At 69.0% G+C, this 24,117-nt stretch carries 23 protein-coding genes and 1 pseudogene; 11 read left to right on the forward strand and 13 right to left on the reverse strand.

Features of this window, described 5'->3' with window-relative positions; all coding sequences use genetic code 11:
• Window positions 1–159 precede the first annotated feature (159 nt).
• The 4 genes from ABZT74_RS20480 to ABZT74_RS20495 form a co-directional block, all read right to left on the reverse strand.
• Complete coding sequence (locus tag ABZT74_RS20480) at window positions 160–1,911, reverse strand: urease subunit alpha (RefSeq protein WP_356436724.1); 1,752 nt, start codon at window positions 1,909–1,911, stop codon at window positions 160–162.
• On the reverse strand, window positions 1,908–2,621 hold the full coding sequence (gene ureA / locus ABZT74_RS20485) for an urease subunit gamma (RefSeq protein ID WP_356436727.1): 714 nt from the start codon (window positions 2,619–2,621) through the stop codon (window positions 1,908–1,910). The genes ABZT74_RS20480 and ureA overlap by 4 nt, the downstream gene beginning before the upstream one ends.
• A 275-nt stretch (window positions 2,622–2,896) precedes the next feature.
• Window positions 2,897–3,436 (reverse strand): zinc-binding dehydrogenase, encoded by a 540-nt coding sequence (locus ABZT74_RS20490; RefSeq protein WP_356437081.1) that lies wholly within the window; start codon window positions 3,434–3,436, stop codon window positions 2,897–2,899.
• Entirely contained in the window at window positions 3,349–3,927 is a 579-nt protein-coding gene (locus tag ABZT74_RS20495; protein WP_356436730.1) for a helix-turn-helix domain-containing protein, read from the reverse strand. Before ABZT74_RS20495 ends, ABZT74_RS20490 begins: the two co-directional genes overlap by 88 nt.
• Before the next feature lie 223 nt (window positions 3,928–4,150).
• On the opposite strand from ABZT74_RS20495, the gene ABZT74_RS20500 reads away from it, so the two are divergent.
• Both ABZT74_RS20500 and ABZT74_RS20505 read left to right on the forward strand, forming a co-directional pair.
• Complete coding sequence (locus tag ABZT74_RS20500; RefSeq protein ID WP_356436732.1) at window positions 4,151–4,762, forward strand: TetR/AcrR family transcriptional regulator; 612 nt, start codon at window positions 4,151–4,153, stop codon at window positions 4,760–4,762.
• Window positions 4,763–5,086: 324 nt separating this feature from the next.
• Window positions 5,087–5,426, forward strand: a pseudogene (locus ABZT74_RS20505) (DUF488 domain-containing protein); the annotation flags it as partial.
• A gap of 197 nt (window positions 5,427–5,623) precedes the next feature.
• Here ABZT74_RS20505 and ABZT74_RS20510 read toward each other — a convergent pair.
• Together ABZT74_RS20510 and ABZT74_RS20515 are read right to left on the reverse strand one after the other, a co-directional pair.
• Entirely contained in the window at window positions 5,624–6,112 is a 489-nt protein-coding gene (locus ABZT74_RS20510; protein ID WP_356437101.1) for a hypothetical protein, read from the reverse strand.
• Window positions 6,113–6,390: 278 nt separating this feature from the next.
• A complete protein-coding gene (locus tag ABZT74_RS20515; protein WP_356437084.1) occupies window positions 6,391–6,753 on the reverse strand; it encodes a chaplin in 363 nt (120 codons plus the stop codon).
• 162 nt (window positions 6,754–6,915) lie between these two features.
• Here ABZT74_RS20515 and ABZT74_RS20520 point away from each other — a divergent pair, with 162 nt between their 5' ends.
• Window positions 6,916–7,095, forward strand: a complete 180-nt coding sequence (locus ABZT74_RS20520) for a hypothetical protein (RefSeq protein WP_356436735.1) — start codon at window positions 6,916–6,918, stop codon at window positions 7,093–7,095.
• Between the two features lie 59 nt (window positions 7,096–7,154).
• Here ABZT74_RS20520 and ABZT74_RS20525 read toward each other — a convergent pair whose 3' ends face one another.
• Window positions 7,155–8,204, reverse strand: a complete 1,050-nt coding sequence (locus tag ABZT74_RS20525; RefSeq protein WP_356437087.1) for a zinc-binding dehydrogenase — start codon at window positions 8,202–8,204, stop codon at window positions 7,155–7,157.
• A gap of 74 nt (window positions 8,205–8,278) precedes the next feature.
• Here ABZT74_RS20525 and ABZT74_RS20530 point away from each other — a divergent pair, with 74 nt between their 5' ends.
• A complete protein-coding gene (locus ABZT74_RS20530; RefSeq protein WP_356436738.1) occupies window positions 8,279–8,854 on the forward strand; it encodes a helix-turn-helix domain-containing protein in 576 nt (191 codons plus the stop codon).
• Window positions 8,855–9,440: 586 nt separating this feature from the next.
• Here ABZT74_RS20530 and ABZT74_RS20535 read toward each other — a convergent pair.
• Both ABZT74_RS20535 and ABZT74_RS20540 read right to left on the reverse strand, forming a co-directional pair.
• Window positions 9,441–10,172: a Sua5/YciO/YrdC/YwlC family protein gene (locus ABZT74_RS20535; RefSeq protein WP_356436741.1), complete on the reverse strand. Its 732-nt coding sequence runs from the start codon at window positions 10,170–10,172 to the stop codon at window positions 9,441–9,443.
• Window positions 10,169–11,404 (reverse strand): 2-isopropylmalate synthase, encoded by a 1,236-nt coding sequence (locus ABZT74_RS20540; RefSeq protein ID WP_356436744.1) that lies wholly within the window; start codon window positions 11,402–11,404, stop codon window positions 10,169–10,171. The genes ABZT74_RS20535 and ABZT74_RS20540 overlap by 4 nt, the downstream gene beginning before the upstream one ends.
• A gap of 991 nt (window positions 11,405–12,395) precedes the next feature.
• Here ABZT74_RS20540 and ABZT74_RS20545 point away from each other — a divergent pair.
• Entirely contained in the window at window positions 12,396–13,247 is an 852-nt protein-coding gene (locus tag ABZT74_RS20545; protein WP_356436747.1) for a class I SAM-dependent methyltransferase, read from the forward strand.
• Between the two features lie 212 nt (window positions 13,248–13,459).
• On the opposite strand, the gene ABZT74_RS20550 is transcribed toward ABZT74_RS20545, so the two are convergent.
• The 3 genes from ABZT74_RS20550 to ABZT74_RS20560 all read right to left on the reverse strand — a co-directional run bounded on the left by ABZT74_RS20550 (window position 13,460) and on the right by ABZT74_RS20560 (window position 15,552).
• Window positions 13,460–13,669: a DUF6243 family protein gene (locus tag ABZT74_RS20550; RefSeq protein ID WP_356436749.1), complete on the reverse strand. Its 210-nt coding sequence runs from the start codon at window positions 13,667–13,669 to the stop codon at window positions 13,460–13,462.
• Between the two features lie 377 nt (window positions 13,670–14,046).
• Window positions 14,047–14,799 carry a flavodoxin family protein gene (locus ABZT74_RS20555; protein WP_356436752.1) on the reverse strand — a complete coding sequence of 251 codons (753 nt, stop codon included), beginning with the start codon at window positions 14,797–14,799 and terminating at the stop codon, window positions 14,047–14,049.
• A 228-nt stretch (window positions 14,800–15,027) separates the two neighbouring features.
• Window positions 15,028–15,552 carry a MarR family transcriptional regulator gene (locus ABZT74_RS20560; protein ID WP_356436755.1) on the reverse strand — a complete coding sequence of 175 codons (525 nt, stop codon included), beginning with the start codon at window positions 15,550–15,552 and terminating at the stop codon, window positions 15,028–15,030.
• A gap of 145 nt (window positions 15,553–15,697) precedes the next feature.
• Between ABZT74_RS20560 and ABZT74_RS20565 the strand changes: the two genes are divergently transcribed.
• From ABZT74_RS20565 to ABZT74_RS20590, 6 genes are all read left to right on the forward strand, one after another.
• Entirely contained in the window at window positions 15,698–16,219 is a 522-nt protein-coding gene (locus ABZT74_RS20565; protein ID WP_356436758.1) for a YceI family protein, read from the forward strand.
• Window positions 16,220–16,880: 661 nt separating this feature from the next.
• A complete protein-coding gene (dacB, locus tag ABZT74_RS20570) occupies window positions 16,881–18,470 on the forward strand; it encodes a D-alanyl-D-alanine carboxypeptidase/D-alanyl-D-alanine-endopeptidase (protein WP_356436761.1) in 1,590 nt (529 codons plus the stop codon).
• A 310-nt stretch (window positions 18,471–18,780) separates the two neighbouring features.
• Window positions 18,781–19,881: a pentapeptide repeat-containing protein gene (locus ABZT74_RS20575; protein ID WP_356436764.1), complete on the forward strand. Its 1,101-nt coding sequence runs from the start codon at window positions 18,781–18,783 to the stop codon at window positions 19,879–19,881.
• Between the two features lie 157 nt (window positions 19,882–20,038).
• On the forward strand, window positions 20,039–20,686 hold the full coding sequence (locus tag ABZT74_RS20580; protein WP_356436767.1) for a sigma-70 family RNA polymerase sigma factor: 648 nt from the start codon (window positions 20,039–20,041) through the stop codon (window positions 20,684–20,686).
• Between the two features lie 77 nt (window positions 20,687–20,763).
• Window positions 20,764–21,588 (forward strand): hypothetical protein, encoded by an 825-nt coding sequence (locus tag ABZT74_RS20585; RefSeq protein ID WP_356436770.1) that lies wholly within the window; start codon window positions 20,764–20,766, stop codon window positions 21,586–21,588.
• Window positions 21,589–21,954: 366 nt separating this feature from the next.
• Window positions 21,955–22,953, forward strand: a complete 999-nt coding sequence (locus tag ABZT74_RS20590; RefSeq protein ID WP_356436773.1) for a linear amide C-N hydrolase — start codon at window positions 21,955–21,957, stop codon at window positions 22,951–22,953.
• Between the two features lie 173 nt (window positions 22,954–23,126).
• Here the strand turns inward: ABZT74_RS20590 and ABZT74_RS20595 are convergent, their stop codons facing one another.
• Window positions 23,127–23,975: an SDR family NAD(P)-dependent oxidoreductase gene (locus ABZT74_RS20595; RefSeq protein ID WP_356436776.1), complete on the reverse strand. Its 849-nt coding sequence runs from the start codon at window positions 23,973–23,975 to the stop codon at window positions 23,127–23,129.
• Between the last annotated feature and the right edge of the window lie 142 nt (window positions 23,976–24,117).

Below are 24,117 nucleotides of genomic sequence, written 5' to 3' on the forward strand. Positions count from 1 at the left end.
GATCTCTCTTCGTTTCGCCAGAAGTACCGGTCGGCGGGCGCTGACTCAGCCGGGCCGAGGCGCAGGACGGGTACGCGGTGTGAACAGCATCTTGCTCCCGACTGAAATTTCAGTCAAGAAGAGCGGCAGCTTTTGAAAAATTGGTTGGCGCGGGCAGTGTCAGAGGAAGTACAGGCGGCTCAGCGAGACCGCCTGCGCCGGCTCGGAACGCATCGGCTCGCCATCGAGGGTCACGAGGCCGTCGCGAGGGTCGACATCCACCTGCCCAAGACGGGCGTTGTGGACCATGTCGGCCGGGCCGATACCGCGGGTACCCCGGACGGCAACGCGTCTGCGCCGCGTGATCAGCGTGTCGTGCGGCAAGCCCAAGGAGCCCGCCTCCGCGGCGGCACGGCTGACGAAGGCGACGGAGAGGTCGGCCGGAGCGGCTCCATGGGCGCCGAACAGCGGGCCCAGGACCAGCGGCTCGCAGGCGTCGGTGGCAGCGTTCGGATCGCCGGTGACCCCGTAGGCGGGGAAGCCGTTCTTGATGACCATCTGCGGCTTCGCACCGAAGAACGGCGGCCGCCAGAGCACGATGTCGGCCATCTTGCCGACCTCGATGGAGCCGACATCGTGGGCGAGACCATGGGCGATGGCGGGGTTGATGGTGAGCTTGGCGATATAGCGCCGGACGCGGGCGTTGTCGTCGTACGCGCCGTCGCCGTTCAAGGGGCCCAGCTCGGCCTTCATCTTCCCGGCCATCGCGAAAGTGCGCCGGATGGTCTCCCCCGCCCGGCCCATGCCCTGCGCGTCGGAGGACGTGATGCCGATCACGCCGAGGTCGTGCAGGACGTCCTCCGCGCCCATCGTTCCGGCCCGGATCCGATCGCGGGCCATGGCGGCGTCGCCCGGCAGGTCGGTCTTGAGCGCGTGGACGGAGACGATCATCCCGTAGTGCTCGGCGATGGCGTCCCGCCCGAACGGCAGGGTGGGATTGGTCGACGACCCGATGACGTTCGCAACGCCCGCCATCTTCAACACATTTGGTACGTGACCGCCGCCGCAGCCCTCGATGTGGAAGGCGTGGATCGTCCGGCCGTCGAGAACGCTCAGGGTGTCCTCCACCGACAGGCACTCGTTCAACCCGTCACTGTGCAGGGCGACTTGCACGTCGTGCTCCTCGGCGACGCGCAGCGCGGTGTCCAGGGCGCGGGTATGCGCGCCCATGTCCTCGTGCACCTTGAAACCGCAGGCACCGCCTTCGGCGAGCGCCTCGACCAGGGGCGCCTCGTGGGAGGCGGACCCCCGGGCCAGGAAGCCGATGTTGACCGGCCAGGCGTCGAAGGCGTTGAAGCCGAGTCTGAGTGCCCAGGGGGAGTTGACGCCGACGCCCCAGGTCGGCCCGATCTCCTGGCCGATGATCGTGGTGACGCCGGAGGCCAGGGACGCCTCCATGATCCGTGGAGAGAGGAGATGGACATGCGTGTCGATCGCACCGGCGGTGGCGATCAGGCCCTCGCCGGGGATCATCGTGGTGCCGGTGCCCACCACCACGTCGACGCCGTCGAGGGTGTCGGGGTTTCCGGCCCGCCCGATCGCAAGGATCCGGCCCTCGCGGATGCCGATGGAGACCTTGCGGATGCCGAGTACGGCATCGATCACCAGGACATTCGTGATCACGACGTCACAGGTGTCACGGACGGCCGCCGCCTTCAGATGCATTCCGTCCCGAGCGGTCTTGCCGAATCCGGCCAGGAACTCGTCGCCGTACGCCTGCGCGTCCGACTCCACGCGGACGACGAGTCCGGAGTCGCCGAGCCGGACTCGGTCGCCCGCACGTGGCCCGTGCACGGTGGCGTACTCGTGCGGGTCGATGTGCCGGCTGCTGCCGGGCGCGCAGTGGTCGCTGTGCCTGGTTGGCCTGCTCATCGTTCTGTACCTTCCGGTCCTTCCGTCGCAACGGCGCCCAGGTAACCGGATACGGCAGCGCGACGCAGGGCTTCCGCCTTCGCGCCGGGCGCGTCCAGCCGACCGTCGACCAGGCCCGCGAATCCGATCGCGATCCGCTCTCCGCCCATCGGTACGAGCCCGACCTCGACGACGGCGTCGGGGTCGAAGCGGGTGGAGGACCCGGCCGGGGCTGCGAGCCGCATGCCGTACGCGGCCGCACGGTCGAAGTCCAGGCGGGGGTTCACCTCGAAGAAGTGGAAGTGGGAGGTCACGCTCACTGGGACCGCGGCTGCGTTGCGGACCTTCAGGACGACGACCGGTTCCGGCTGAGGAAGGGCGTCCGCGTGAGGCAGGACGGCGCCAGGTGAACCCTCGCGGTGCTCCACATCCCCGAACGGGGCACTGATCACGGCGAGGCGGGTGCCGTCGTCGAACACCGCCTCGACCTGGATCTCCGTCACGATGTCGGTGACGCCGGGGAGTACGTCGTTCGGGCCAAGTACGCTTCGTCCGCGCTGGAGGGCATCAGCCAGACGCAGGCCGTCACGCGCCGCCTCGCACACCGTGTCGGCGATCAGTGCGGTCGCCTCCGGCACATTGAGGCGCAGCCCGCGCCCCAGGCGCGTCCGCGCGAGCTCGGCGGCCGTGAAGAGCAGCAGCCGGTCCCGCTCGGTGGGGGTCAGAGGCATGGCGCCTCCTGGCCAGCGGACCTGGTCACACGCATGGGTCCCGTCCCTTCAGGAGTGTCGAACGTGGGGCACGCGGCCCAACAGTGACACTGACTGAAATTCCAGTCAATACGTTCGGGTCACAGCTACGTCCTTCTCTTCCGGGACGGTCCGGCAATGTGTCGCCAGGGGCGACAGATGCGGAGGGCCAGGCTCTTGCCCATCCTTGAGGTCAAGAGCCCGCCTCTCCGTCAGGCCCAGGGGGCGAGGGCCGCCTTGCAGGCGGTGCGACGGCTTTACATGTCGGCGAGGCTGGCTGACCCCTTGGCCAGGCGTGCATTTCGGAGGTCCTGGGCAGGTAGACGCCCGCCGCGATCAGATCCTTCAGCTCCGCCAGAGTCTTCAGGCAGACGACGGGGGGCTTCGGCGCCCATGGAGCCGGCGTGCAGGCCCTTGGCAGTGACCCGGTGACGGAAGACCAAGTCGCGAACCGTCAGGGCGACGTCTGCGGAGGCGCCGCCGAAGACGATGATGCGGCCGGCACAGGGGCGGGTGACGCCGAGGCCGACGACGAAGGTGTCCTGTCCGACTGATTCCAGGACCAGGTCGACGCCGTCGGTCGACTCACCGGCTTCTCCGGCGAGATCGGTGGCCCGGCCGCCCAGGACGTGCTCGGCGCCGAGGGCTTTGACGGTGTCGTGCCGTGCGGGGAGGCGATGACGCGGGCGCCGGGTACCGATGCACGCGATTAGCGGCCCAGTCGGTCGACCTCGGCTTCGATGGCCTCGCTCATCAGGGTCCGCGCGTGGGCGATCGGGAGCATGCCGCTGAGCCAGCGCATGCTCAGACCCTCCAGGAGAGCGGTGAGCCGCTCGGCGGACGCCGCGAGGGCCGCCGCCGAGGCCATGGGCCTGACCTGGCCCAGCAGGGCCGCGACGTCCTGAACCCATACCAGGGTGGCTCTCGCGAGGTCTTCACGCAGGACTTCATCGAAGACGGCGCTGGCCCGCAGCTCGCCCCAGGCGCTGCTGTTCTCCCTGACCACGGCCGTGTCCTGGAGCTCCAGCAGAAGCGTCTGGTCCAGCTCCTGCCGCGGGCTGAGCGGTTCAGCATCCGGATCAGCGTGGGTCGTGTAGCGCTCAGCCCGGTCGCTGATGAACTCCAGCGTCTTGAGCAGGACTCCGGTGCGGTCCTTGAAGTGGTAGTAGATCAGCGCGGTGGACACGCCAGCCTCTTCGGCCAGCTCCTCCACGCGCAGACCACGGACCCCGCGCCGGGCGATCACCCGGGCTGCGGCTTCAAGGATCTGAGTGCTGCGAGATGCCATGGCCTGAACCTTATCCGGCACCTTCCGCCGGTCGGATCACGCCCTGCACGCCGGGCGCGCTCAGTATCGGTAAGTCGCTGGAGCGCTCATGCGCAGTGGCGAACAGGGCGGGCCGCGATTCCGGCTGGTGCATACCGACGGAGCCGACAGCAGCGGAGCAAACTAACTAAGAATTCAGTCAGTATGCAACACTGCTGTTTCAAACCACTCATGAGGGGATCACGTGGCGACGGACCGCCGTAAGGCCATCCTGGAAGGTGCCGCCCGACTCATAGCCCGACGGGGGGTTCGCGGATTGCGGATGGATGAGCTGGCGGCCGAAGCCGGGGTCTCCACCGCACTGATCTACTACCACTTCAAGGACCGGGCCGGCGCCCTGCGCAAGACGCTGGAGTTCATCAGCGACCGGGCCGAACGGTACACAGCCGATGGGGACTTCACCACTGAACCGCACGACGCCCGCCGCGAACTCGAGCAGTCCCTCCTGCTGGAGTTCCAGGACACCCCTGAAGTCCGCGAGAACAGCACGGCGTGGGGTGAGCTGCGCGCCAGCGCGATCTTCGAGCCCGAATTGCGCGGCGACTTGGCCGGCGCCACCCTCGCCTGGATTCACGAGATCGCGGCCCTCCTGGGCCGCATCCAGCCGACGGCCGCCGCGCCCACTCTCACAACAGCCGCGGAGCGACTCACCGGACTTCTGGAAGGACTCAGCACGCGCTGGTTGAGCGGCGCGCTTCCGCTGTCTCACGCCCGCCGACTGGTGCGGGAGGCGGTGTCCATCGAGATCCAACATCTGAATCTCAAACAGCACCAAGGGCCCGAAGGAGAACCATAGTTCCGCAAGGCTCTCGACAGCTCAGCCGGCCTCCCTCGCCATCCCACGGCACCAAGGCGTGCTCCGGGCGAGCACGGAGGACTGGCTGTGTGATTCCGACGGAAGCTAGGCTGCCGGTCGCCGAACGCCCCTTAACGCCCCCATCGCACTCCCCCGCCCGGACGCTTGCCGCTCGTGTCCGGGCCCTGCGTGAGGAGCGCGCATGGACCCCGGAACGCCTCGCAAAGGAGGCCGGCATCCAGCTCACCTGCTGAAGCGGCTGGAGAGCGGGGCCCGATTCAGCCAGGTTTCTTCACCGTCGGCGCGCTCGCCGACGCACTCGACGTGTCCCTAGACGACCTGTTCCGCCTGGCCCAAACGGCAGTCCAGGGTCCGTCGTCCGCCGGATACAGGGGCCGCGACATCGACTCCTTCGTCGAGTCCCTGCTCTCTGCCCAGGTCAGCCTGGTCGACGACGTTCGCCTGACACCCATCAGCCATAAGCCGGGCTTCAGCAAGACCAGCCTCTCGCACGCTCTCGACGAGACCGGCATCGCTGGGGAACCCGAAGGACAACCGGGCTCCGTTCTGGGAGGGGCGGATCAGCGAGGGCCGTGCGTGTTTCCGCGGCCTGCTACGCACCGACGCAGCCCAGGCCGACCTCGACCAGCTCGCCGAACATGCAGCTCGGGCCCGGGTCGCGGTGCTGTGCATCGAGAAGGACGAGGAGCACTGTCGCGTGGTCTGGAGACAGAGAGCATGCCGGGTCGGTGCGGGTGCCCGCTACCTGGGCCAGAGGTCCCCGCCCCGCGTCGAAGCGGGATATCTCCACCGATCGTGCCAGCCTCGGCGCGGCGAATGGGGTGCCGCAGGTGAACCTCATCAGAGGTCCGAAGCCGCCGCCTGGATTCCCGTGAAGTACAGGCCCGGCACCGATGACGCGAACCCCGCGTCCAGACGCGGATATCCGGCGTTGCGTGCCGGCCTCGCCCGTAGACCGGGAGCCAGGAAGTCGACCGAGTCGAGGCTGACCCGGTAGCCGGTGGCGGCCAGGACGTGACCGGTCCGCAGGACCTCGGTATGCCCGCGGGTGTCCCACGTCGTCAGTTCGATCCGATCCGCGTCCTGCCGGGCCCCGACGATGTGCCGGCCGAGCAGGGTGGGCACCACGCCGTCCAGGCGCCGTTTGAGCCACCACGGACCGAACGGACCGAGCACCCGTCGCACCAGCTTGAGCCGCACGTCCTGCGGCAGATGCCGCAGGACCTGCGGGTAGCGGACCACCCCGTACAGGCCCCACGACCGGCCCAGTGGCGTGCCGGGCTGCCAGTGCGGCAGCGATGTCGGCCCGTTCCTCCCACGCTGACGCATGTACGTGCTGGTCGGTTGTCCGCGGGGCGAGGTTCCGGGCGGTCGCCGCGACTGTGGGACGACCGCCCGGTTCTGCCGGCGCTGACCACAGCGGCAGAGAGTCGCCTTCGCCGGAGCGAGAGGCAGACGTAACCCTGGGATCAACACCCCGCGGCCGAAGCGGGCCGCGCGACCTGCCGAGGCGTGATCGAACCTGGTCTCGGTTCTCACTCGAGGTAATGCACGACCGTGGTTCAACCGAAGCCTTCAGTGCGGCAGGTTCCGACGTCGGTCAGGGCCTACATGCCCCTGTTGTGGTCGCCGTAGCCGTGGTCTGTGCGCTTGTCGTCGCTGTGGCCACGGCCGTATTTGTCCTCGTGTCCGCCCTTGCCATTGTCGTAGCCACCCTTGTGGCCCCGGTGGCCGCCGTTGATGCAGGTGTTCCCGAAGCTCGGGTTCAGGGCACCGAGGAGGTTCAGCGAGTTCCCGCACACGTTGATGGGCACGCTGATCGGGATCTGGACGACGTTGCCGGACAGGACGCCCGGAGACCCGTAGGCGAATCCTTCCGCACCGGCGTCAGCACTGGCCGCGCCCGCGCCGACGCACACCACAGCGCTTGCCGCCGCGATCAAAACTGCAATCCTGCTGAGCTTGGACATGCTGAGAGCTCCCGCCGTCTCGGTGCCGCTGCCCTGATAGGACAGCTGCGCCCAACCGTGCAGGCATTGATCGCCCGGCTCTCTCAACGCGCTCATTGATCACACCATCACCGCCCGTTCGGCCCATCACACTCGCCCGAGCGGCGAGGCAGCACCTTCGTGATGCGCTCTGCTCGCGTTCTCCTCGCCACGGCCACCGCGACGGCGGCTCTCGCCATCGCCTCCCCCGGCGCCCACGCCGGCGACTGGGAGCAGGAGGACTCCTCCTACGGCAGCGAGCACCACTTGGTGGGCGCCATGGCGTGCGCTGGATCGTGGCCATGCGGGCTCCCTCACGCATAGGTCCGGGCCCGTCCTTCGACGGGCTATGACCGAACCTATTAAGAGGTGCCGACCGGATCTCAGGGGTGCATGACGATCTTTCCCACGTGCTCCCTGCGGGAGAGCTCCTCCTGTGCCTCAACGGCCCGGTCCAGCGGGAAGACCGCGGCGACGACGGGCTGTACCTCCGCTCGCCGCGCGAGGTCCATGAGGAGGCCGAAGTGCGCGGGCGTGTGCATCGAGGACCCGATGACCTGGGCGTTGTGCAGATACAGGCGGCGCACGTCGAAGGCCACCTCGTAGCCGCCCAGCGCGCCCGCGATCACCCACCGGCCCCCTTCGCGCAGCAGCGGCAGCCCCTCGCCCACGAGTTCGCCGGCCACGACGTCGAGGACGACGTCGACGCCCTCCGGGGCGGAGGCGCGGACCTGCGCGGGGATGTAACCCGCGCGGTCGACGACGTCGTGCGCGCCCGCCGCACGTACCGCCTCAATCTTGGATCCACTGCTGACGGCGAGCACGCGTGCGCCGCGCGCGCGGGCGATCTGCACCAGCGCGAGGCCGACGCCACCGGACGCTCCCGAGACCAGGGCGGTCTCCCCCGCGCGCAGCCGGCCTCGCTCGATCATGCCCAGCGCCGTGCCGTAGGCGGTCGGCAGCGTCGCGAGCTGGTCGTCCGTGAGCGGGGATTCCGTCACGTCGTGCACCCGCTCCGCCGGCGCCGTCACGTACGCGGCGTATCCGCCGTCGCGTTCGCTCCCCATCAGGCCCACCGGGTGGGCGTCGAGCCCCGCGGTCTCGTAGATTGCGGGATCGACGACCACGCGCCGTCCCACGAGGTCCCCCCTCACGCCGGTCCCGACGGCCGCGACCCGTCCGGCCACGTCGGCGCCCTGGATGCGGGGGAAGTCGATCGGGCCCCGCCAGCCCGACAGCGCGTCGGGGTCGTCGGGACTTCCGTAGGCGCCCTCCCGGGTCCACAGGTCGGTGTTGTTCAGCGCCACCGCGCTGACCTGGACCAGAACCTCGCCTGCCTGAGGAGCGGGGACGGCGACCTCCGCCAGTTCCAGGACCTCCGGTCCTCCGTGCCGGGTGACGCACACCGCTCGCATGACGTCGGGGACTCCCATCGACTGAACCTTCTCGCGGGTATACTGATCGGTGAACATCTCTCACCGTACACCGATCTGTGAAGGGGGTCCTCGTGGAGGAGACGCGGCCGGTGACGCCTGCCGGCCGGCGCATCGTGGCGGCCGCCGAGGAGCTGTTCTACGACCGCGGCATCACGGCGGTCGGTGTGGACCTGATCGCCGAGCACTCGGGCGTGACCAAACGGACCCTGTACAACCAGTTCGGCTCCAAGGACCACCTCGTGGCGGCCTATCTCACGGAACGTGACCAGCGCTGGCGGACCCTCGTTCTCGCCACCGTCGACGCCAGCGCGACTCCGGCCGACGCCGTCACGGCCCCGTTCGAGGCCCTGCGGACCTGGAGCGGGACCACCACGCGCGGATGCGCCTTCATCAACGCGCTAGCGGAACTCCCGGACTCAACGCACCCTGCGCACCGCGTCGCCGCCAACCAGAAGCTCTGGCTGAGGGACCTCTTCGAAGGACTCGCCGTGGCGGCGGGCTGCTCGCACCCGGGCACCCTCGCCACCCGACTGCTTCTGCTGCACGAGGGCGCCCTCGCCACACAGCCCCTCGACCTCGACACCCTTCCGGACTGCGTCGGTCTGGCGCTCGACCTGGTGGGAGCCGCCCTGCCGTCCGACCGGTAGCGCGACTGAGGCGCGGTGCCCAGGCCGGTGGAACCCGATCGGCGTGAGCACGGCGCCTCGGGCAGCCTTCAGCGCCAGCGACACGGGCACAGCCCTGTGGATAGCCGTCACGTCACAGCGAGGGGCTCAGCTCATGTACGGCTCGCCGCGCTGGGTGTCCCCCAGACGACGTTCAGGACTCAACCTCGCAAGCGACGGCGTCTGTTCGCCCGCCGGTCACGACGCCCGATCGGGTAGCCACAAGATGAGCGAGCACAGTTCATGGCTCCTGGAAACGGGTGGCAAGCAGTTCCTTCTCCTGTCAGATAGCAGGCTGATGCGGTCGACCGTGCAGGTAGACGTCGAGGATCATCACGTTCCCTCTCTTGCAACAGTTGGGGCGTCCGAGCTGGCCCGCGCAACTGCCGTGCCTCAGCCCCAGGCCCTCAGCGCTTCGGTGACCTGCTCAGGTCGCAGCGTCCCGGCAGGACGTTGTCGGCGGGGAGCGTGGCTGTAATGCCCAAGATCGCCGAGCGCAAGCCCCCACAGGGCAACTCATTCTGAAACGATCAGTCAGTGGCGGGCCACAAGGGCGGCGAGCGGCATGTCAGGGCCGGTACGTCTGCCCTTTCGAGATATCGGTGGCGCCGGCCGAAGTGCACGCATATTCGGCCCGGAGATGGTGGAGGTAGTCGTCCAAGTGGTCGTAGGGCCGGTCTTGTGCGCCGTGGCGGTGCAGGGTCAGGCGGCGGTCGGGGTGCAGGGTCACCGTGGTCGTCGCTTGCCTTGTCGCCTTGGCGGCCTCGGGTTCAAGTGGGTGGGGCAGTTGGAGGACCGGGACTGTTGCGGGGAACATGGCGAGCGCGTCCGCTGCCGTGGCGGCAGGTTGTCGGCCGGTGCGGTTGGCGCTGCTGACGTAGAGCACCGGATGCTCGTCAAGGAGCGGTCGCAGGGGCTGCCAGCGGGCACCGAAGAGCAGCGCCCAGCCGGCCTTGCACGCGGGTGCGAGCCAGGAGGGCTGAGGGCTGGGGCGCAGGGGCACGAGGAGAGTCAGGTACTCCTCGGCCAGCAGTCGTACGGCCAGGGCACTGCCGGCCGCGTCGAGTTCCGTGACTGCCGCGACGGCGTGCAGGGTGTCGGCGTGATGAGCCCACAGAGCCACCGGCTGATCCAGGGGCCTGCCCTTGGCCTCGTTCACCGCCTGCGGAGTGGTGGCGGTCACGACGTGGGTGAGGGGCGCCGGGTTCGGCAGTACCACAGCCGCACCCTCGCGCAGCGCCCGCATCGCTTGGCTGAGGTCCACCCCCGTCCGGGGCGCGCGGGACGCTTCGGCGCTCATCGTGTGCTCCCGCTCCCGCTCTCGTGATGGGTGAGGCCGTCGAGGTAGTCGGCGAACGCCGCGTCGTCGACAATGGCGTGGCCTGTACGGTACGCCCGGTTCTTTACCCACCTCAACGATGCCCGGGTCTGATCAGGGTCGAGAGTGTGACCGAGGCGGGTGGCGACCGCAGTGATGACCCTGGCGCTGGCCAGTTGGGTCAGAACTACGTGGGGATTGATGCCCAGCACCTGTTGAGGGTCGAAGGGCTGGAAGAGCTGTGGGTGGACGAAGGGCGTGCCGGTGGAGATGGTGCCCACCCCGGTTCCGACGATGGGTGTGGTGACGCCCAGCCGGACACCGGTCTCATCGGCGACCATCTGCGCGATTATCGGGAGCAGGGTCAGGTCCGGTGCGGTCCACCACGGTGCGGCGTCCGCTCCGAGTAGCTCATCGGCGTGGCGGGCGAGGAGGAACAGCAGTTGCTCGGTGGCGACCATGCCTGCCCGCTCGGCGATGCCCAGCCAGGACGCGGAGACCACCCGGACACCGGAGGCCAGTGCCTGGAGGGTGTTGGCCAGGCCCAGACCCAGATCGTTGTGCAGGTGAGAGGCGAGCAGCACCTCGCCGCCCGCGTTCGCACGTACGTGAGTGAACATCTCCCCACATGCTGACGGCAGTTGGGCGCCGACAGTGTCGGCCAGTACTACCAGCCCAGCCCCGGCTCCCGTCATGGCCTGTGTGTAATGCCCCATCAGGGCATGGTCGGCGCGGGAGGCGTCGGCCAGACACACGTCCACTTCCACCGCGTCATCCAAGCCGCGGGCTTCTTTCACGAGATCGACTCCGGCCTGGAGTGCCTCGGCAGCCGTGCGGTGGACCATCACCTGCGCCATCGCCTCTGAGGCAGGTACGACGATCATCACTCGGGCGTGCCGGCTGCCACGCACGGACGCGACGGCCTGCTCCACGTCCCGGCGCGCACCGCGGCACACCGCGGCGACGCTCACCGCGCCCTCGGCCTCCATAGCGACCCGGCGGACGGCTTCGAACTCCTGCCCGCACACAGCCGGGAATCCGGCAGCGAACACGACGTGCCGTGGACCGTCCGAGCCGAAGATCCGTCCCGTCGCGCGAGCCAGCCGCACCCGGAACTCCGGTGACATCAGCGTCTTCGCCTGCGCACCGTCACGGGCCGACTCCTCGAACAGAACCACCCGGCCCGCCGACGCCGACTCCCGCACCACGTCCATGAGCACCCTCCCAGAATCTCGGGCGCCGACCGTGTGCCGACAAGCTGCGCCACGTGCGGGTGCCCCGGCCCAGCTCAACGATCTGCCGTCACAAAGCGCACCCTCGAACTAGCGGTCGTCCGTGGCGGACAGCACTTGCTGGAGCAGTCCCGCGCCCGCGACATCCCGTCCGGACCTGGCAGACGTCCCTGGGCCACCGCCCACCACCCGGCGCTCCAGCTCGAGACCCAGGCCGAGTTGGTACCCACCCGCGCACCTCTCTCCAGACCTGTGTCCCCAGCGCCGCCGGCAACCCGTGTACGGACATCCACACGGAGCTGGACCGGCGGCTCACCCCGTACGGCCGCCCGAGCGGTCCGCCAGTCGAAGCCAGTCGGGCTGGCCGCTGGAGCAGCCACCCGGCCGGGGAGTCGGGATCGTGGGTCCCCTCCGGCTGCTGGAACACAACAGCGGGAAAACTCGGACTAGCGCCGCTGCCCCTGCCCTCCCCTGGGAGGTCTTCTCGTATCAGTCCCCGCGGGCGAAGAGCGCGACCCAGACAACGCCGTTCTCCCGTCTCCAATTCCGTCCCGCCGACAGCGCCGTTCGCCCCTCCGAACGCATTCCTTCTGCCAACGCCTCCGCCGCGTGCCCGAACGCCGTTCCCTCCGCCTGCGAGGCGCCATAAAGCGCAGCTCGCCGGACAGAGGCGCACAGCACCTCCGCCGCGTCGTCGACGTCCTGGAACTCGGACGCGGCCTGGGCGATGCCCTCTGCCCCCCACGACATGACAAACACCCATCCAGCCTGCACCCGCGCAGCCCAGAGCGCCATTCGCGGCCGAGGAGAAGGGCCCCCAGCTGCTCCCTGGTGCGGACAGCGATCAACGGACACCAAATCAACGCAGACAGCGCGCGCCTGCCCCGCACGCCTCGCACGACCCTGGGTCCCTCATCAGGTGCGCATCAGGCCCTCATCAGGCCTCTTCGAATCGACGATCTAGGCTGACGCGGTGACTGATGAGCAGGAGTCGATGCAGCCGTCCGGAGTGTGGGCCACGGCGGTGGGCGTGGCCAGGGTGCGGGCGCTGGAGACCGAGCGGGAGAACGCGCTGTTCCGCGACCCACTGGCACAGGCCTTCGCCACCGCCGGCGGCCTGTGGCCCTCCTCGCCGCCGCTGCCCGATGACGAGGCCGCGCGACGCCGCCGACTTGCTGTGTCGTACTCCATCGTCATCAGGACGAAGTTCCTCGACGACCTGTTGGAGCAGGCCTCCGCGTCGGGGGTCCGGCAGGTCGTCCTGCTCGGTGCCGGCATGGACAGCCGGGCCTTTCGGATCGACTGGCCCGAGGGCACCCGACTGTTCGAGGTCGACACTCCCGCGCCACTGGAGTTCAAGGCTTCGGTGCTGCGCCAGAAGCAGGCCGTCGCACGCTGCGAACGGGTCACCGTAGCGGTGGATCTGCGTGAGGACTGGCCGGCCGCGCTGGCCGCCGCAGGGCACGACCCGAGCGTACCGACCGCGTGGATCGCCGAAGGACTGCTGATCTATCTGCCCGAGGACGCGGTGGAGCTACTGCTGGCCCGGATCAGCGCGCAGTCGGCGGCAGGCAGCCTGATGGGGCTGACATTGGGCTCGCGCGGCGTGATCGAGCGCTTCGGCGCGGACGCCGTGCCGGGGTCGGCGGCGTCGATGTGGGTCTCGGAGATGCCCGACGACCCGGTGGACTGGCTGGCCGGGCACGGCTGGGAGGCGGACTGTCACACCCTGCGCGAATGCGCTGCCTCCTACGGCCGTCCGCTCAGCACGTCGCCGCAGCGCGAGGAGCGGCCAGGCGGACTGATCTCCGCGGTTCGCCGGTAGAGCGCCTTGCGGGCCCCTGGACGATCGACTTCGAGGGAGCTTGACGAGTGGAACCGGGGCCAGGCACGGTCGGCGGGCCCCGACGGCGCTGCCGCACTGATCGCCTACGACCCTCGGATTGCGATGCCTCGCCCGTCAACGCATCAGGGCCCGGTCCGCGCGTTGCGGCCCGGGCCCTGCTTCGTGCGGTGCCGCGCCGCGGCGGCGGTGCGTCAGCTCTTGGCCTTGTCGTCGCCCGCCTGCCCGGCTTCCTCGGATCCGCCCACCTTCTCGCGCATCTTGCGCACCAGCTCCGCTTTCTGGTCGGCGGCGCTCTGGCGGTCGAGGTTGCGGTGCGGCCCGTTGTTCTGCCGTTCGGCGCGGGACAGCTTCTTGCGCTTGCCGCCACCCATGCCCACGGGGTTGTTGATGTTCTTGCTCACGGGGTCTCCCGGAATGATGTGAAGTGATCTACGGATTCAGCGGTGGGAGACGGGCGCGGGCGACGTCGAAGGACGCCGGCAGGGGCCCATCACGCGCTCACTCGTGAATCGGAGTCTGGAAGAACATGACAAGGACGTTACCCGGTTCCGTCGGCCCCGCGCACCACGCCTTTCCCCGCCCGGACGTCGGCCGGGCCTGGGCCGGGCGTGGGCAAGGCTTCTGCCGGGCTTCGGCGAGCGCCTGGGGTCAGCCCGTTTCCTTCCGGGAATCCGCGCACCGCCGGCGCCAACCGCTTGGCGCAGCACCGCAGCCGACGCTTCCTGCTTCCGGCCTGCCTACGCCGCCCCCGGTCAATGACTTGCATCCGTGGGACGAGTCACCGGTAGTCGGGGTTCGCCGCGTCGAGGTGGCAGCCGGCGTCCCACTCGGAGCGCCGGTTGCCGTGGGCCGGGAAGCCGCCGGCGCGCTTGAGCATCGCCGCCATGTGCATCAGGTTCCAGGCCATGAAGGCGGTGTTGCGGTTGGTGAAGTCGTTCTCCGGGCCGCCCGAGCCGGGGTCCAGGTACGAGGGTCCGGGACCTGCCGGGCCGATCCAGCCCGCGTCGGCCTGTGGCGGGATCACGTATCCGAGGTGTTGCAGGCTGTAGAGGATGTTCATGGCGCAGTGCTTGACGCCATCCTCGTTGCCGGTGATCAGACAGCCGCCGACGCGTCCGTAGTAGGCGTACTGGCCTTGGGAGTTGAGCAGACTGGAGCAGCTGTAGAGCCGCTCGATGACCTGCTTGGTGACCGAGCTGTTGTCCCCCAGCCAGATCGGTCCGGCGACCACGAGGATGTCGGCGGCAAGGACCTGTTCGTACAGTTCCGGCCACTCGTCCGTCGTAAAGCCGTGTTGGGTCATGTCCGGGTAGACACCTGGTGCGAGGTCGTGGTCGACGGCGCGGATGACCTCGGTGGCGACCCCCTGGGCGTCCATGATCGCGCGGCTCTTGTCGATCAGGCCCTGCGTGTGACTCTGCTGAGGTGAGGGCTTCAGAGTGCAATTGATGAACAGGGCGCGCAGATCGTCGAAGCGGTAGGTGTCGTCGGTCGAAGGGGCGGGGGAAGAGGCCGCCTGGGAGTCGTTCATCAGGGCTCCTTGCTCCTTGGCACGGGATCGCCGGATGTATCCACACCCGTCCGACCGGTGGGTCAGCAGCACCTTCTCGCGTCGGTCCCTGTTTGTCCCTCCCGACGCGCGAGCGTGTGTCGCCGGCGCGCTCTCATCGGAGGCGACGGCATGCAGGGCATGCATTGCGGTCGGTGAACGGCATGCCCACTCCTCCAGTGACCGACTGATCCGCCTGAACCCGCTCGGTCATCCCGGCGGATCCTGGGACTGCGCGTCTTGCCGATCCGTGTCCGGCATCCCCGGAAGAATGTCGCGCAACGGTGAGTTGCCCAGGGAGCTGGCTGTCCGCGCTATGGCCTCGGAGACGGCATCGGCCAGGGGGCGCGACGACTCGCCGAGCAGGTGGCGTGCCTTCTCCGTGAGAGTCACCTCGATGCCGCGCCGGTCGCCGCACGCGGACATCTTGGTGATGAGCCCCGCGCGTTGCAGGCAGGCGACCTGGTACGTCAACCGTGTCTTGGGCCGGCCCAGCAACTCCGCGATCCGGGTCATCCGCAGACGGGAACCCGGCTGGTCCGCCAGCAGGCACAGCACCAGGAACTCGTCGTGCGAAATCCCCATCGCGTCCTTCACCCGCGAGCGCAACTGCTGCTCGACAGCTCCGGCAGCGGACAAAAGCCGCATCCAGGAACGCAGCTCCGCGGGCAGCAGGTCCGCGTCACTCGACGACTCGCGTTCGGGCTGCTCGGCACGGGTGTTGGGGTCAACCATGATGTCGCATTCTACCGGTTGTTCATTTTTGGATGAACGACTAGCGTGCAGTAATCCAAATTTGGACGACAGGGCGGGCACCCTCTGACTCATCTCGGGTGCGCTTCCACTCCACGTTTACCGTCTGTAACCACCAGGAGAAGACATGACCGCCGCCATTGAGACCGGCTCGTGGGAGCTCGACCCGGCCCTCTCCACCGTAGCCATCGCGCACCGGACGATCTGGGGCCTGGTCACGGTCAAGGGCACTTTCACGGGTGTCACCGGACAGGGTGAGGTGAAGGCCGACGGCACGGCCCACGGCACCGTCACCCTGGACGCGGCCTCCCTGGACACCAACAACGCCAAGCGCGACAAGCACCTGCACGGCAGCGACTTCTTCGACGCCGAGAACCACCCGACCCTCGTCTTCGCCGTGCAGAACGCCACGGCCGGCCAGGACGACACCGTCGACGTCACCGGCCAGCTGACCGCCCGGGGCATCACGCGGCCGCAGACCGCCACCGCCCACATCACGGCCGCGGACTCCGACGCGATCACCATCACCACGGAGTTCACCGTGGACAGGAACCAGTTCGGGATGGAGTGGAACCAACTGGGCATGATCCGCGGCCTGACCACGGTCACAGCGAAGCTCGCCTTCACCCGTACTCCCGCCCAGGCATGACACAGGGCACCCTCCGGCGGCCTGCTCCGCGACGCGCCTGTCCCCGCCCGGCCAAGCCGCTCGCCCGGGTGCACCCCTGGTCCATGAGGCGAATGCGATAGCCGCCACCCTTCATGCAGGTGTCCGGATCCCGACAGAGAGGCAGGCCCTCCTGGCGGGATCCGGGCTGCACCATCGAGGGACCGGACACGTCGACAGACAGCGGACGTCCGCGCCGTCCCCATAGGGCCGAGATCGGCGCCGGCGCAGAGCGCGCGGTACGACGGTGCGGGTCGATGGCGCGTCGACGCCGGAGCCTCCTGGGCTGTCGCCAACCTGAAGCCCCCAGCCGACGAGGCACTCTGCCTGCGCCGCGCCGTCACCACCCATGCAGGCCGGATTGCCCTGTCACCGGATTGCCCTGCCACCACCGGATACGCGAGAGACCGAACGTCCTGCAGTCCTTCCCCAGGCATCCGCGCCATCAGTGATCCACCGACTGGATGAAGTTCCCCCCACGCACCGTCGGCGCGACGCAGAGCAACGGAACGTGCACGGTTCGTGTCCCTACGATTCCGCCTGGAGCGCCCCGGTGAGTTGGGCCCGTGCGAGTCGGGCCCGTGAATACGGGCTTCTCGACTCGGCTCCTTCGACTCCAGAAATGGCGGAACGCATGAGACCGATGATCTCTGGCAGGCTGCGGACCTGGTCCGCTGCCGGTGCGACATTCGTGGTTCTGGCGGGAGCGTCCGCCGCCGGTTCCCCGGCGTCGGCGCACGGCGACGACCTCGGGCCCGCCATCGAGGCGATCATGCACAAGCCCGGCTACGAGCACGCGCAGTGGGGTGTACTGGAGACGGACCCGGCGAACGGCCGAGTGATCCACTCCCGGTTCGCGAACCAGTTCTTCGTGCCCGGCTCGACGGTCAAGCTCGTCACCATCTCGACCGCCTGGCACACGCTCGGCCCGGACCACCGCTTCACCACCCCGGTCATGGCGACCGGCTCCCGCTCCGGCTCGACGCTGCACGGGAACCTGGCACTGGTCGCCCAGGGCGACCTGACCATGGGCGGGCGCACCAAGCCCGACGGCTCGGTGGACTACACCGACATCGACCACACCGAGGCCGAGCTTCCCGGTGCCACTCTCACCCCCGAGAACCCGCTCGCCGGCATCAACCAGATCGCCCGGCAGATCCGCAAGGCGGGCATCACCAAGGTCGACGGCAACGTCATCATCGACCCCCGGCTGTTCAAGCTCCCGGCGCTGAGCCCGCAGCCCACCCCGCTGATCCTCAACGACAACCTGATCGACCTGCTCACCACGCCGACCAAGCCCGGACAGCCTGCCAAGCTGTCCTGGCGCCCGCAGGTCGCTCCGTACCAGGTCACCTCCAGTGTCCGGACGGTCGCCAAGGGCGGGACCACGTCCGTCAACGTGACCGCCTCACCCGACGGCACCCGTATCCGGCTGTCGGGCACCATCGCCGCCGGTGCGCAGCCGCTGCTGCGGGTCTCCAACATCCAGGACCCGAACGCCTTCGGCCGCACCGCGCTGATCGAGGCCCTGGCCCGCGTCGGCGTCCACGTCACCGCGCGGTCCACCGGTCCCAACCCGCAGAAGCAGCTGCCCGCCTCGTACCGCAACGACCCCCGTGTCGCCGCGTACGTCTCGCCGCCGTACAGCCAGTACGCCAAGCTGATCCTCAAGGTCAGTCACAACCTCGGTGCCAACCTGGCCCTGTGCAACATGGCCGTCGCTCGCGGCAGCAAGAACTGCTTCGACGCGTTCCCGATCGAGCACGACTTCCTCACCGACGTCGCGCACGTGGACCCGACCCAGTTCCAGCTCAACGACGGGCGCGGCGGCACGCCGCCCGAGCGGGTCACCCCCAAGGGCCTCGTCGAGCTCCTCACCTACTGGCTGCACACGCGCGACGGCAAGGCCTTCCGGAAGCTGCTCCCGATCCTCGGCGTCGACGGCTCGAACGGGATCTCCTGCATCACGAACTGCCCCGCCAAGGGCAAGGTCTTCGCCAAACCGGGCACGATTCTCGGTGACGACAAGCTGAACCAGCAGCTCGCGGTCGCCGCCCAGAACGAGGCCGGCTACCTGCAGACCGACGACGGCCATCTGCTGACCTTCTTCGTCGGCGTCAACGGCGCCAGCAGCCCCGACCTCCAGAGCTTCCTCAGCATCTTCAACGACGTCAACCAGATCACCGCCCTCCTCCAGGAGCAGGCCTCGGCCGGCGAACGCCCCACCGTCTGACCCGCCGCACAACCGCTCGGGGGCACCGTCCGGTACGAGCCCGGGAGCGAAAATCCCCTGAAGAGCCGGATTGGCCGGGACGCTGTCATTGCCTCCGAGCAGTGACTCCGTCCCGGCCATCCCTCTGACGGATCCTGCAGATCCCCGCCACCACCGACCCCGCGCACGGGAGTCCGGCCTGCCGGCGTTCGGAGTCGCCCACAGCCCCCTTGATCGTCTTCTCAGAGGCGCCTAGGCTCTCGTGCCCATGGAGACGGGGGAACGGTTCCACGGGTGGCGGGGGCGGCTCCGCCGACTGGTCAGGCATCGCGTGAGCGCGGCGCTGCTGATCGGGCTGACGGGGCTCGCCACTCTGGCCACGGTGTTCGTCGTACTGCCGGCTGCGCTGGTCGACCATGATCTTGCCGGATCGAGCATCTCCGCCCAGGACCGGCTGTCGGCGGTCAACGACGTCCGTACGACCCTTCTGCAAGCCGTCGGGGGCCTCGTCGTACTGTTCGGCGCCTATGCCACGTGGCGCCAACTGCGGGTAAGTCAGGACGGTTTGCGTGCCACTCAGGAGGGCTACGTCACCGACCGGTTCAGCCGAGCGGTCGACCAGCTCGGCAGCGACAAACTGGATGTGCGCATCGGGGGGCTGCACGCGCTGTGGCGGATCGCGGAGCAGTCAGCCCGCGACCGTGAAGCCATCATCTCCATCCAGGCGGCGTATCTGCGCACACACGTCCCCTGGCCACCCGCGAGGCCGGAGGCGCCCGCCACGGACGTACCCATCAACGACGTCGCACCCCTGGAGACCCGCGCCGCCGACGCCCAGGTGGCCCTGACCGCACTCGGCGTGCTCTGTCAGCACCGGGAGCAGTCGTGGGTCAACCTCAGCATCACGGACCTGCGCCGAGCCGATTGCGACGGGCTGTGGTTCCCCGAGGTCAACTTCGACCGTGCCTGCATGGAGGCGGCGGGCCTCTACCACGCCAACTTGACCCAGGCTTCCCTGGTCTCGGTCAACCTACGGCACGCCGACCTCACGACCGCCATCCTTCACCGGGCCCGCTGCGTCCTCGCCGACCTGCGGGGCGCGAAGCTGGTCGCGACCGACCTCCGTGACGCGGACTTCACCGAGACCGACCTGCGCGAGGCGAACCTGCGCAAGGCCGACGCCCGCGGCGCGGTCTTCCACCACACCGACCTCCGCATGGCGGACCTGCGCGGCGCCGACCTGAGAAACACCGACCTTGGCGAAGCACGCCTGAGCGGCGCTCTGAGCAGCGGACACACCCGCTGGCCCGCCGACTTCGACCACACGGCGGCCGGAGTCGTCGACGCCGACGAACCCGGGCCCGAGCCATCACCCATACTCCAGCCGCCGGGGATGACGTGGCAGGTACCGCCGCTGCGGTCCGCGCCGTGAACACGACGCGGGGCGGCCCCGGGGTGGCCTCACTCCGTGACCTTGGACAACCGGTCCGCCCACGCGGGCGCCGGCATCCGGGCCTGCGCTCGACCCGTCCGTCAAAGGGAAACCAGTTCAGCGGGAACCTTCGGCCGGTGCCGGACACGTATAGAACATGGAACTGAACGACGCTGGTCCCGCCGTGCCGGTCGGAGGGATAACCGACCGGGAGCTGTGGGCGAGGGCCGTCGACGGCGACCGGGAGGCATTCGGCCGGATCTTCGACCGTCATGGGAAGACCGTCTACAACCACATCTTCCGGCGGACGGCCGACTGGTCCGAGGCCGAAGACCTCACATCGACGGTGTTCTTGCACGCCTGGCGCCGGCGATCGGAGACGGTGCTGGACCGCGACTCGGCCTTGCCGTGGCTGCTGGGCATCGCCGACCGCCTCCTGTCGAACACCCGGCGGCGGCTGAGGCGGGCCGAGGCGCTGCTGCACCGGCTCATCTCGCATGACGAACCGGTGGGCGACCACGCGGACCGCGTGGCCGTCCGGGTCGACGACGAGCGTCGTATGTCGGAGATCCATCGGGCGCTGGCTCGGCTGCCACGCCACGAACGCGAGGTCGTCGAACTCTGCGTGTGGTCGGGCCTGGATCAGCAGGCGGCCGCGGCAGCGCTCAAGGTGGCGGTCGGAACCGTGAAGTCCAGGCTGCACCGGGCACGGCGCAGGCTGAGCACCGACCTCCTCGGCGGGGCGACGGCTCCCGCGCCGTTCAGTTCCAGGAATCCCGTCAACGCGGAGGAGATCGCACGATGAATGACACACAGGGCATTCCTGCGGCTCCTTCCGATCGCGATCTGCCGGACCACCGGCGGACCCGAGAGGAACTACTGATGAAGATCGGCCCAGAGGACAACCGGGCTTCGCTGGCGCGTCGTTGGGGAGTGCCCCTGGGCATCGCCGCCGGCGTTGCGGGCGTGAGCGTCGCGGCCGTTTCCGTGCTGGGCGGGATAGGCGGTGACAAGCCGGTTCTCGCCGAACCTGCCGGAAACCCGACGGGCGCTGTCACGTCGCCGACTCCGAGCACCACGCCCGGTTCCACGTCCGGCGGAGCCGGCTCGGCGCCGTCCTCAACTCACGCCGGCCCCACCGCGGATACGTTCACCATCACCCGCGCGAAGACGACCCCGATCGACGCCGGGACCGTCACCAAGATCCTGGCCTCCTGCCTGGGCTCGGACGCATCCCGGTACCACGCGGTGATCTCGGTACGCACTCCCGTCGCCTCGCAGGACTCGGACGGGGTGGTCGTCGCCGTCGACTCGGCCGACCAGTACGTGCAATGCCAGTCGAAGGGTGACAAGGGCACCAGCCAGGACTCCCCGCCGACGTTCATCAACGATCGTCTGTGGGGCACCGGCCACAAGATCGAGTATTTCGACTCCACCCGCGAACCTGCCGGGAAGGGGCAATACCTCATGATGGGCGCCGGGCACTACACATCCGACATCGCCAAGATCACCATCAGCTACGGCGACGCCCCGAAGGAGTATCCGGCGGTCATGGCAGGCGGCGCGTTCGCCTACGCGGCCGCTCTCGCCACGTCCCACGCCGGCCCGCACTACGCGGGCCCGAGCCCGTACGTCCATGCCTACGACGCGTCCGGCAAGGAGATCTACAACCAGGCGAAGGACCCGCAGTTCACCGACCAGCAGTAGGCACTCTCGCGAACCGGCCCGCCCTCCGGATCAGGTGACACCTCGGGGAGATGTGATCGGAGAGGCGGGGCGGGCCGCTGTCGGGCGACTGAGGGAGAGCCGTCCGGTGCCCCGTACGCCTGGTTCTGCGGCCCTCGGTCGTCGCGGGCATGGGCTCCGGAGTCCCTGCGTGAGCGGCGCGGCGCTCGGGAATGAGGGCCGATCAGGTTCTTTCGGTCCCCTCCGGGTGCTGGGCCCGCTTCGTAGTGGCAGTCCTGGTGCATAGGCGTCGACAGCACCGGGCCGTACTCGCCGTGAGGGGCCGGAAGGGGTATCCGCCTCGGCCGCGACCCGATAGGGGCACCTCGGCCAGAGAGGGAATCACCGATGTGCACGCGGATTCTGTGGAACTCCAACAACCACGCCGTCCTCACCGGCCGGACGATGGACTGGCCGGAATCGACCGAACCGGTCCTGACCTTCTTCCCCCGAGGCCTCGAACGCGACGGCGGCACACTGGCGGGCACCACTGTCGTGGGCGACAATCCTCTGCGCTGGACGAGCAGGTTCTGCAGCCTCGTGACGACCGTCTACGGCGCGGGCACGGCCGACGGTCTCAACGAAGTCGGGCTCGGGGCGCACATGCTGTACCTGGACAGAACCGACCTCGGCCCTCGTGACTCCGACCGGCCGGGTCTCCAGATCGCCCTGTGGATCCAGTACCTGCTGGACACCGCGGGGACCGTCGGTGAGGCTCTCGAGCTGCTCGACACCTTCCAGTTGGTGCCCGTCGAGATGCACGGCTTCGCCGCCACGGTGCACGTGGCCCTGGAGGACGCGTCGGGAGACTCCGCGATCGTCGAGTACATCGGCGGCCGACGACAGGTGCACCACGACCGCAGCTACACGATCATGACGAACGAGCCCGCCTACGACGACCAGTTGCGCCTCCTGAAGGAGCAGGTGCACAAGGTGCGGTCCCTCGGACACGACGAGCCCGGCAGTGAAGTACCGCTGCCCGGGAACGTGAACGCGGTCGACCGTTTCCAGCGGGCCGCCTACTTCAGTGCCCTGCTGCCCGAACCGTCCGATGAGCAGCAGGCGATCGCCGGCATCCTGGCCGTCACCCGCAACGCCTCGGTTCCCTTCGGCGCGCCGTACCGCAAGGGAAGGTTCCAGACCTACAACACCGAGTACCGCACGGTCTGCGACCTCACCCACAAGCGGTACTTCTTCGAGCTGACGACCAGTCCGAATCTCCTGTGGGCCGAGATCGGCCAGTTCGATCCTTCACCCGGTGCTCCCGTGATGACTCTGGTTCCCGAAGGTCTCGACCTCGTCGGAGACGTCTCCGGCAGGTTCACGCCGTCACCCTCGCCGTTCTGAGGGCCGATGAGGGGGAAGCCCGTAGGCGGGCCGTCGACCTCGTACAGAGGTGAGCGGCCCGACCGTGCTCCGGCTGACGGGTCGCGCTTGAATCGGTCTCATCTGTATCCAGGGGACAGCCCAAGAAGCGGCTCGCCAGGCCCGTACGGCAGCGGGCGGCGAGCAGGGCGCTGTCAGGCGACCCAGGTGCCGGTCATGCTCAGCACCTTCGATCCGTCCAGGTCCGCGAGCTTGGGTGCGATGAACGAACGGGCCCCTTCCGAGGTCTGCACACGCAGTACCGGGCGTTCGGCGGTCAGGGCCTCGACAACGGTGCCGGCAGCGTCGTAGGCGCTCTGGGCCGCTGCGAAGGCGTCGGCGGTGCGGGCCAGATAGGCGTCCAAGGCAGGTGTGTAGGGCCCAAAGCGCTCCGCCATCGCACCGCGGTCGTCGGGAACTCCCACATTGGCCACGAACTCGCTGGCCACAGCGCCTGGCTCGACGAGGGTGACTCCCACCCCGACCGTGGCCGCGACGGGGGCGAGCGCCTCCAGGTATCCCTCGACCGCGAACTTCGCGGCGCAGTAGGCCTCGTTGAAGGGCTGGCCGACGACGCCGCCCACGCTGGAGACAGCGATCAGCCGGCCCGCTGCGGCGCGCAGATACGGGAGGGCGGCGGCGGTCGTGTTCAGGACGCCGAAGAAGTTGACCTCCATGACGCGCCGGGCGGCTTCGACGCCGTCGACCTCGAGTGTGCCGACGTGGCCGGCCCCGGCGTTGTTGATCAGCGCGTGGAGAGAGCCGTGCTCGGCGATGACTGCCGACACACACTCCTGTGCCGAGTCGGGCTCCGTCACGTCGAGGCGACGGACCTCGATCAGCTCGGCCAACCCCGCAGCCCCCGCCGCGTCGTTGAGCGTGCCCGCTTTGCCGGTGTCTCGCATGGTGGCGACCACGCGCCATCCGGCCTCCGCGGCGCGGAGGGCCGTCGCCAGGCCGATGCCGGTGGAGGTGCCAGTGATCAGTACGGTCTTGGCGGCCATGGGGACTCGCATTCTTCGCAGGAGAAAGGGGCAGGCACGTCGGGGAGTTCCAGGAGGACGGTTCGCACTGTCCTGTTGTCCTGCCGTGGCGATCATGTCTATTGGAGTGCACTCCACCACAAGCCAGGACTCCCCAGGGGCT

Source organism: Streptomyces sp. NPDC005302 (assembly GCF_040607345.1).
Taxonomy (GTDB): Bacteria; Actinomycetota; Actinomycetes; order Streptomycetales; family Streptomycetaceae; genus Streptomyces.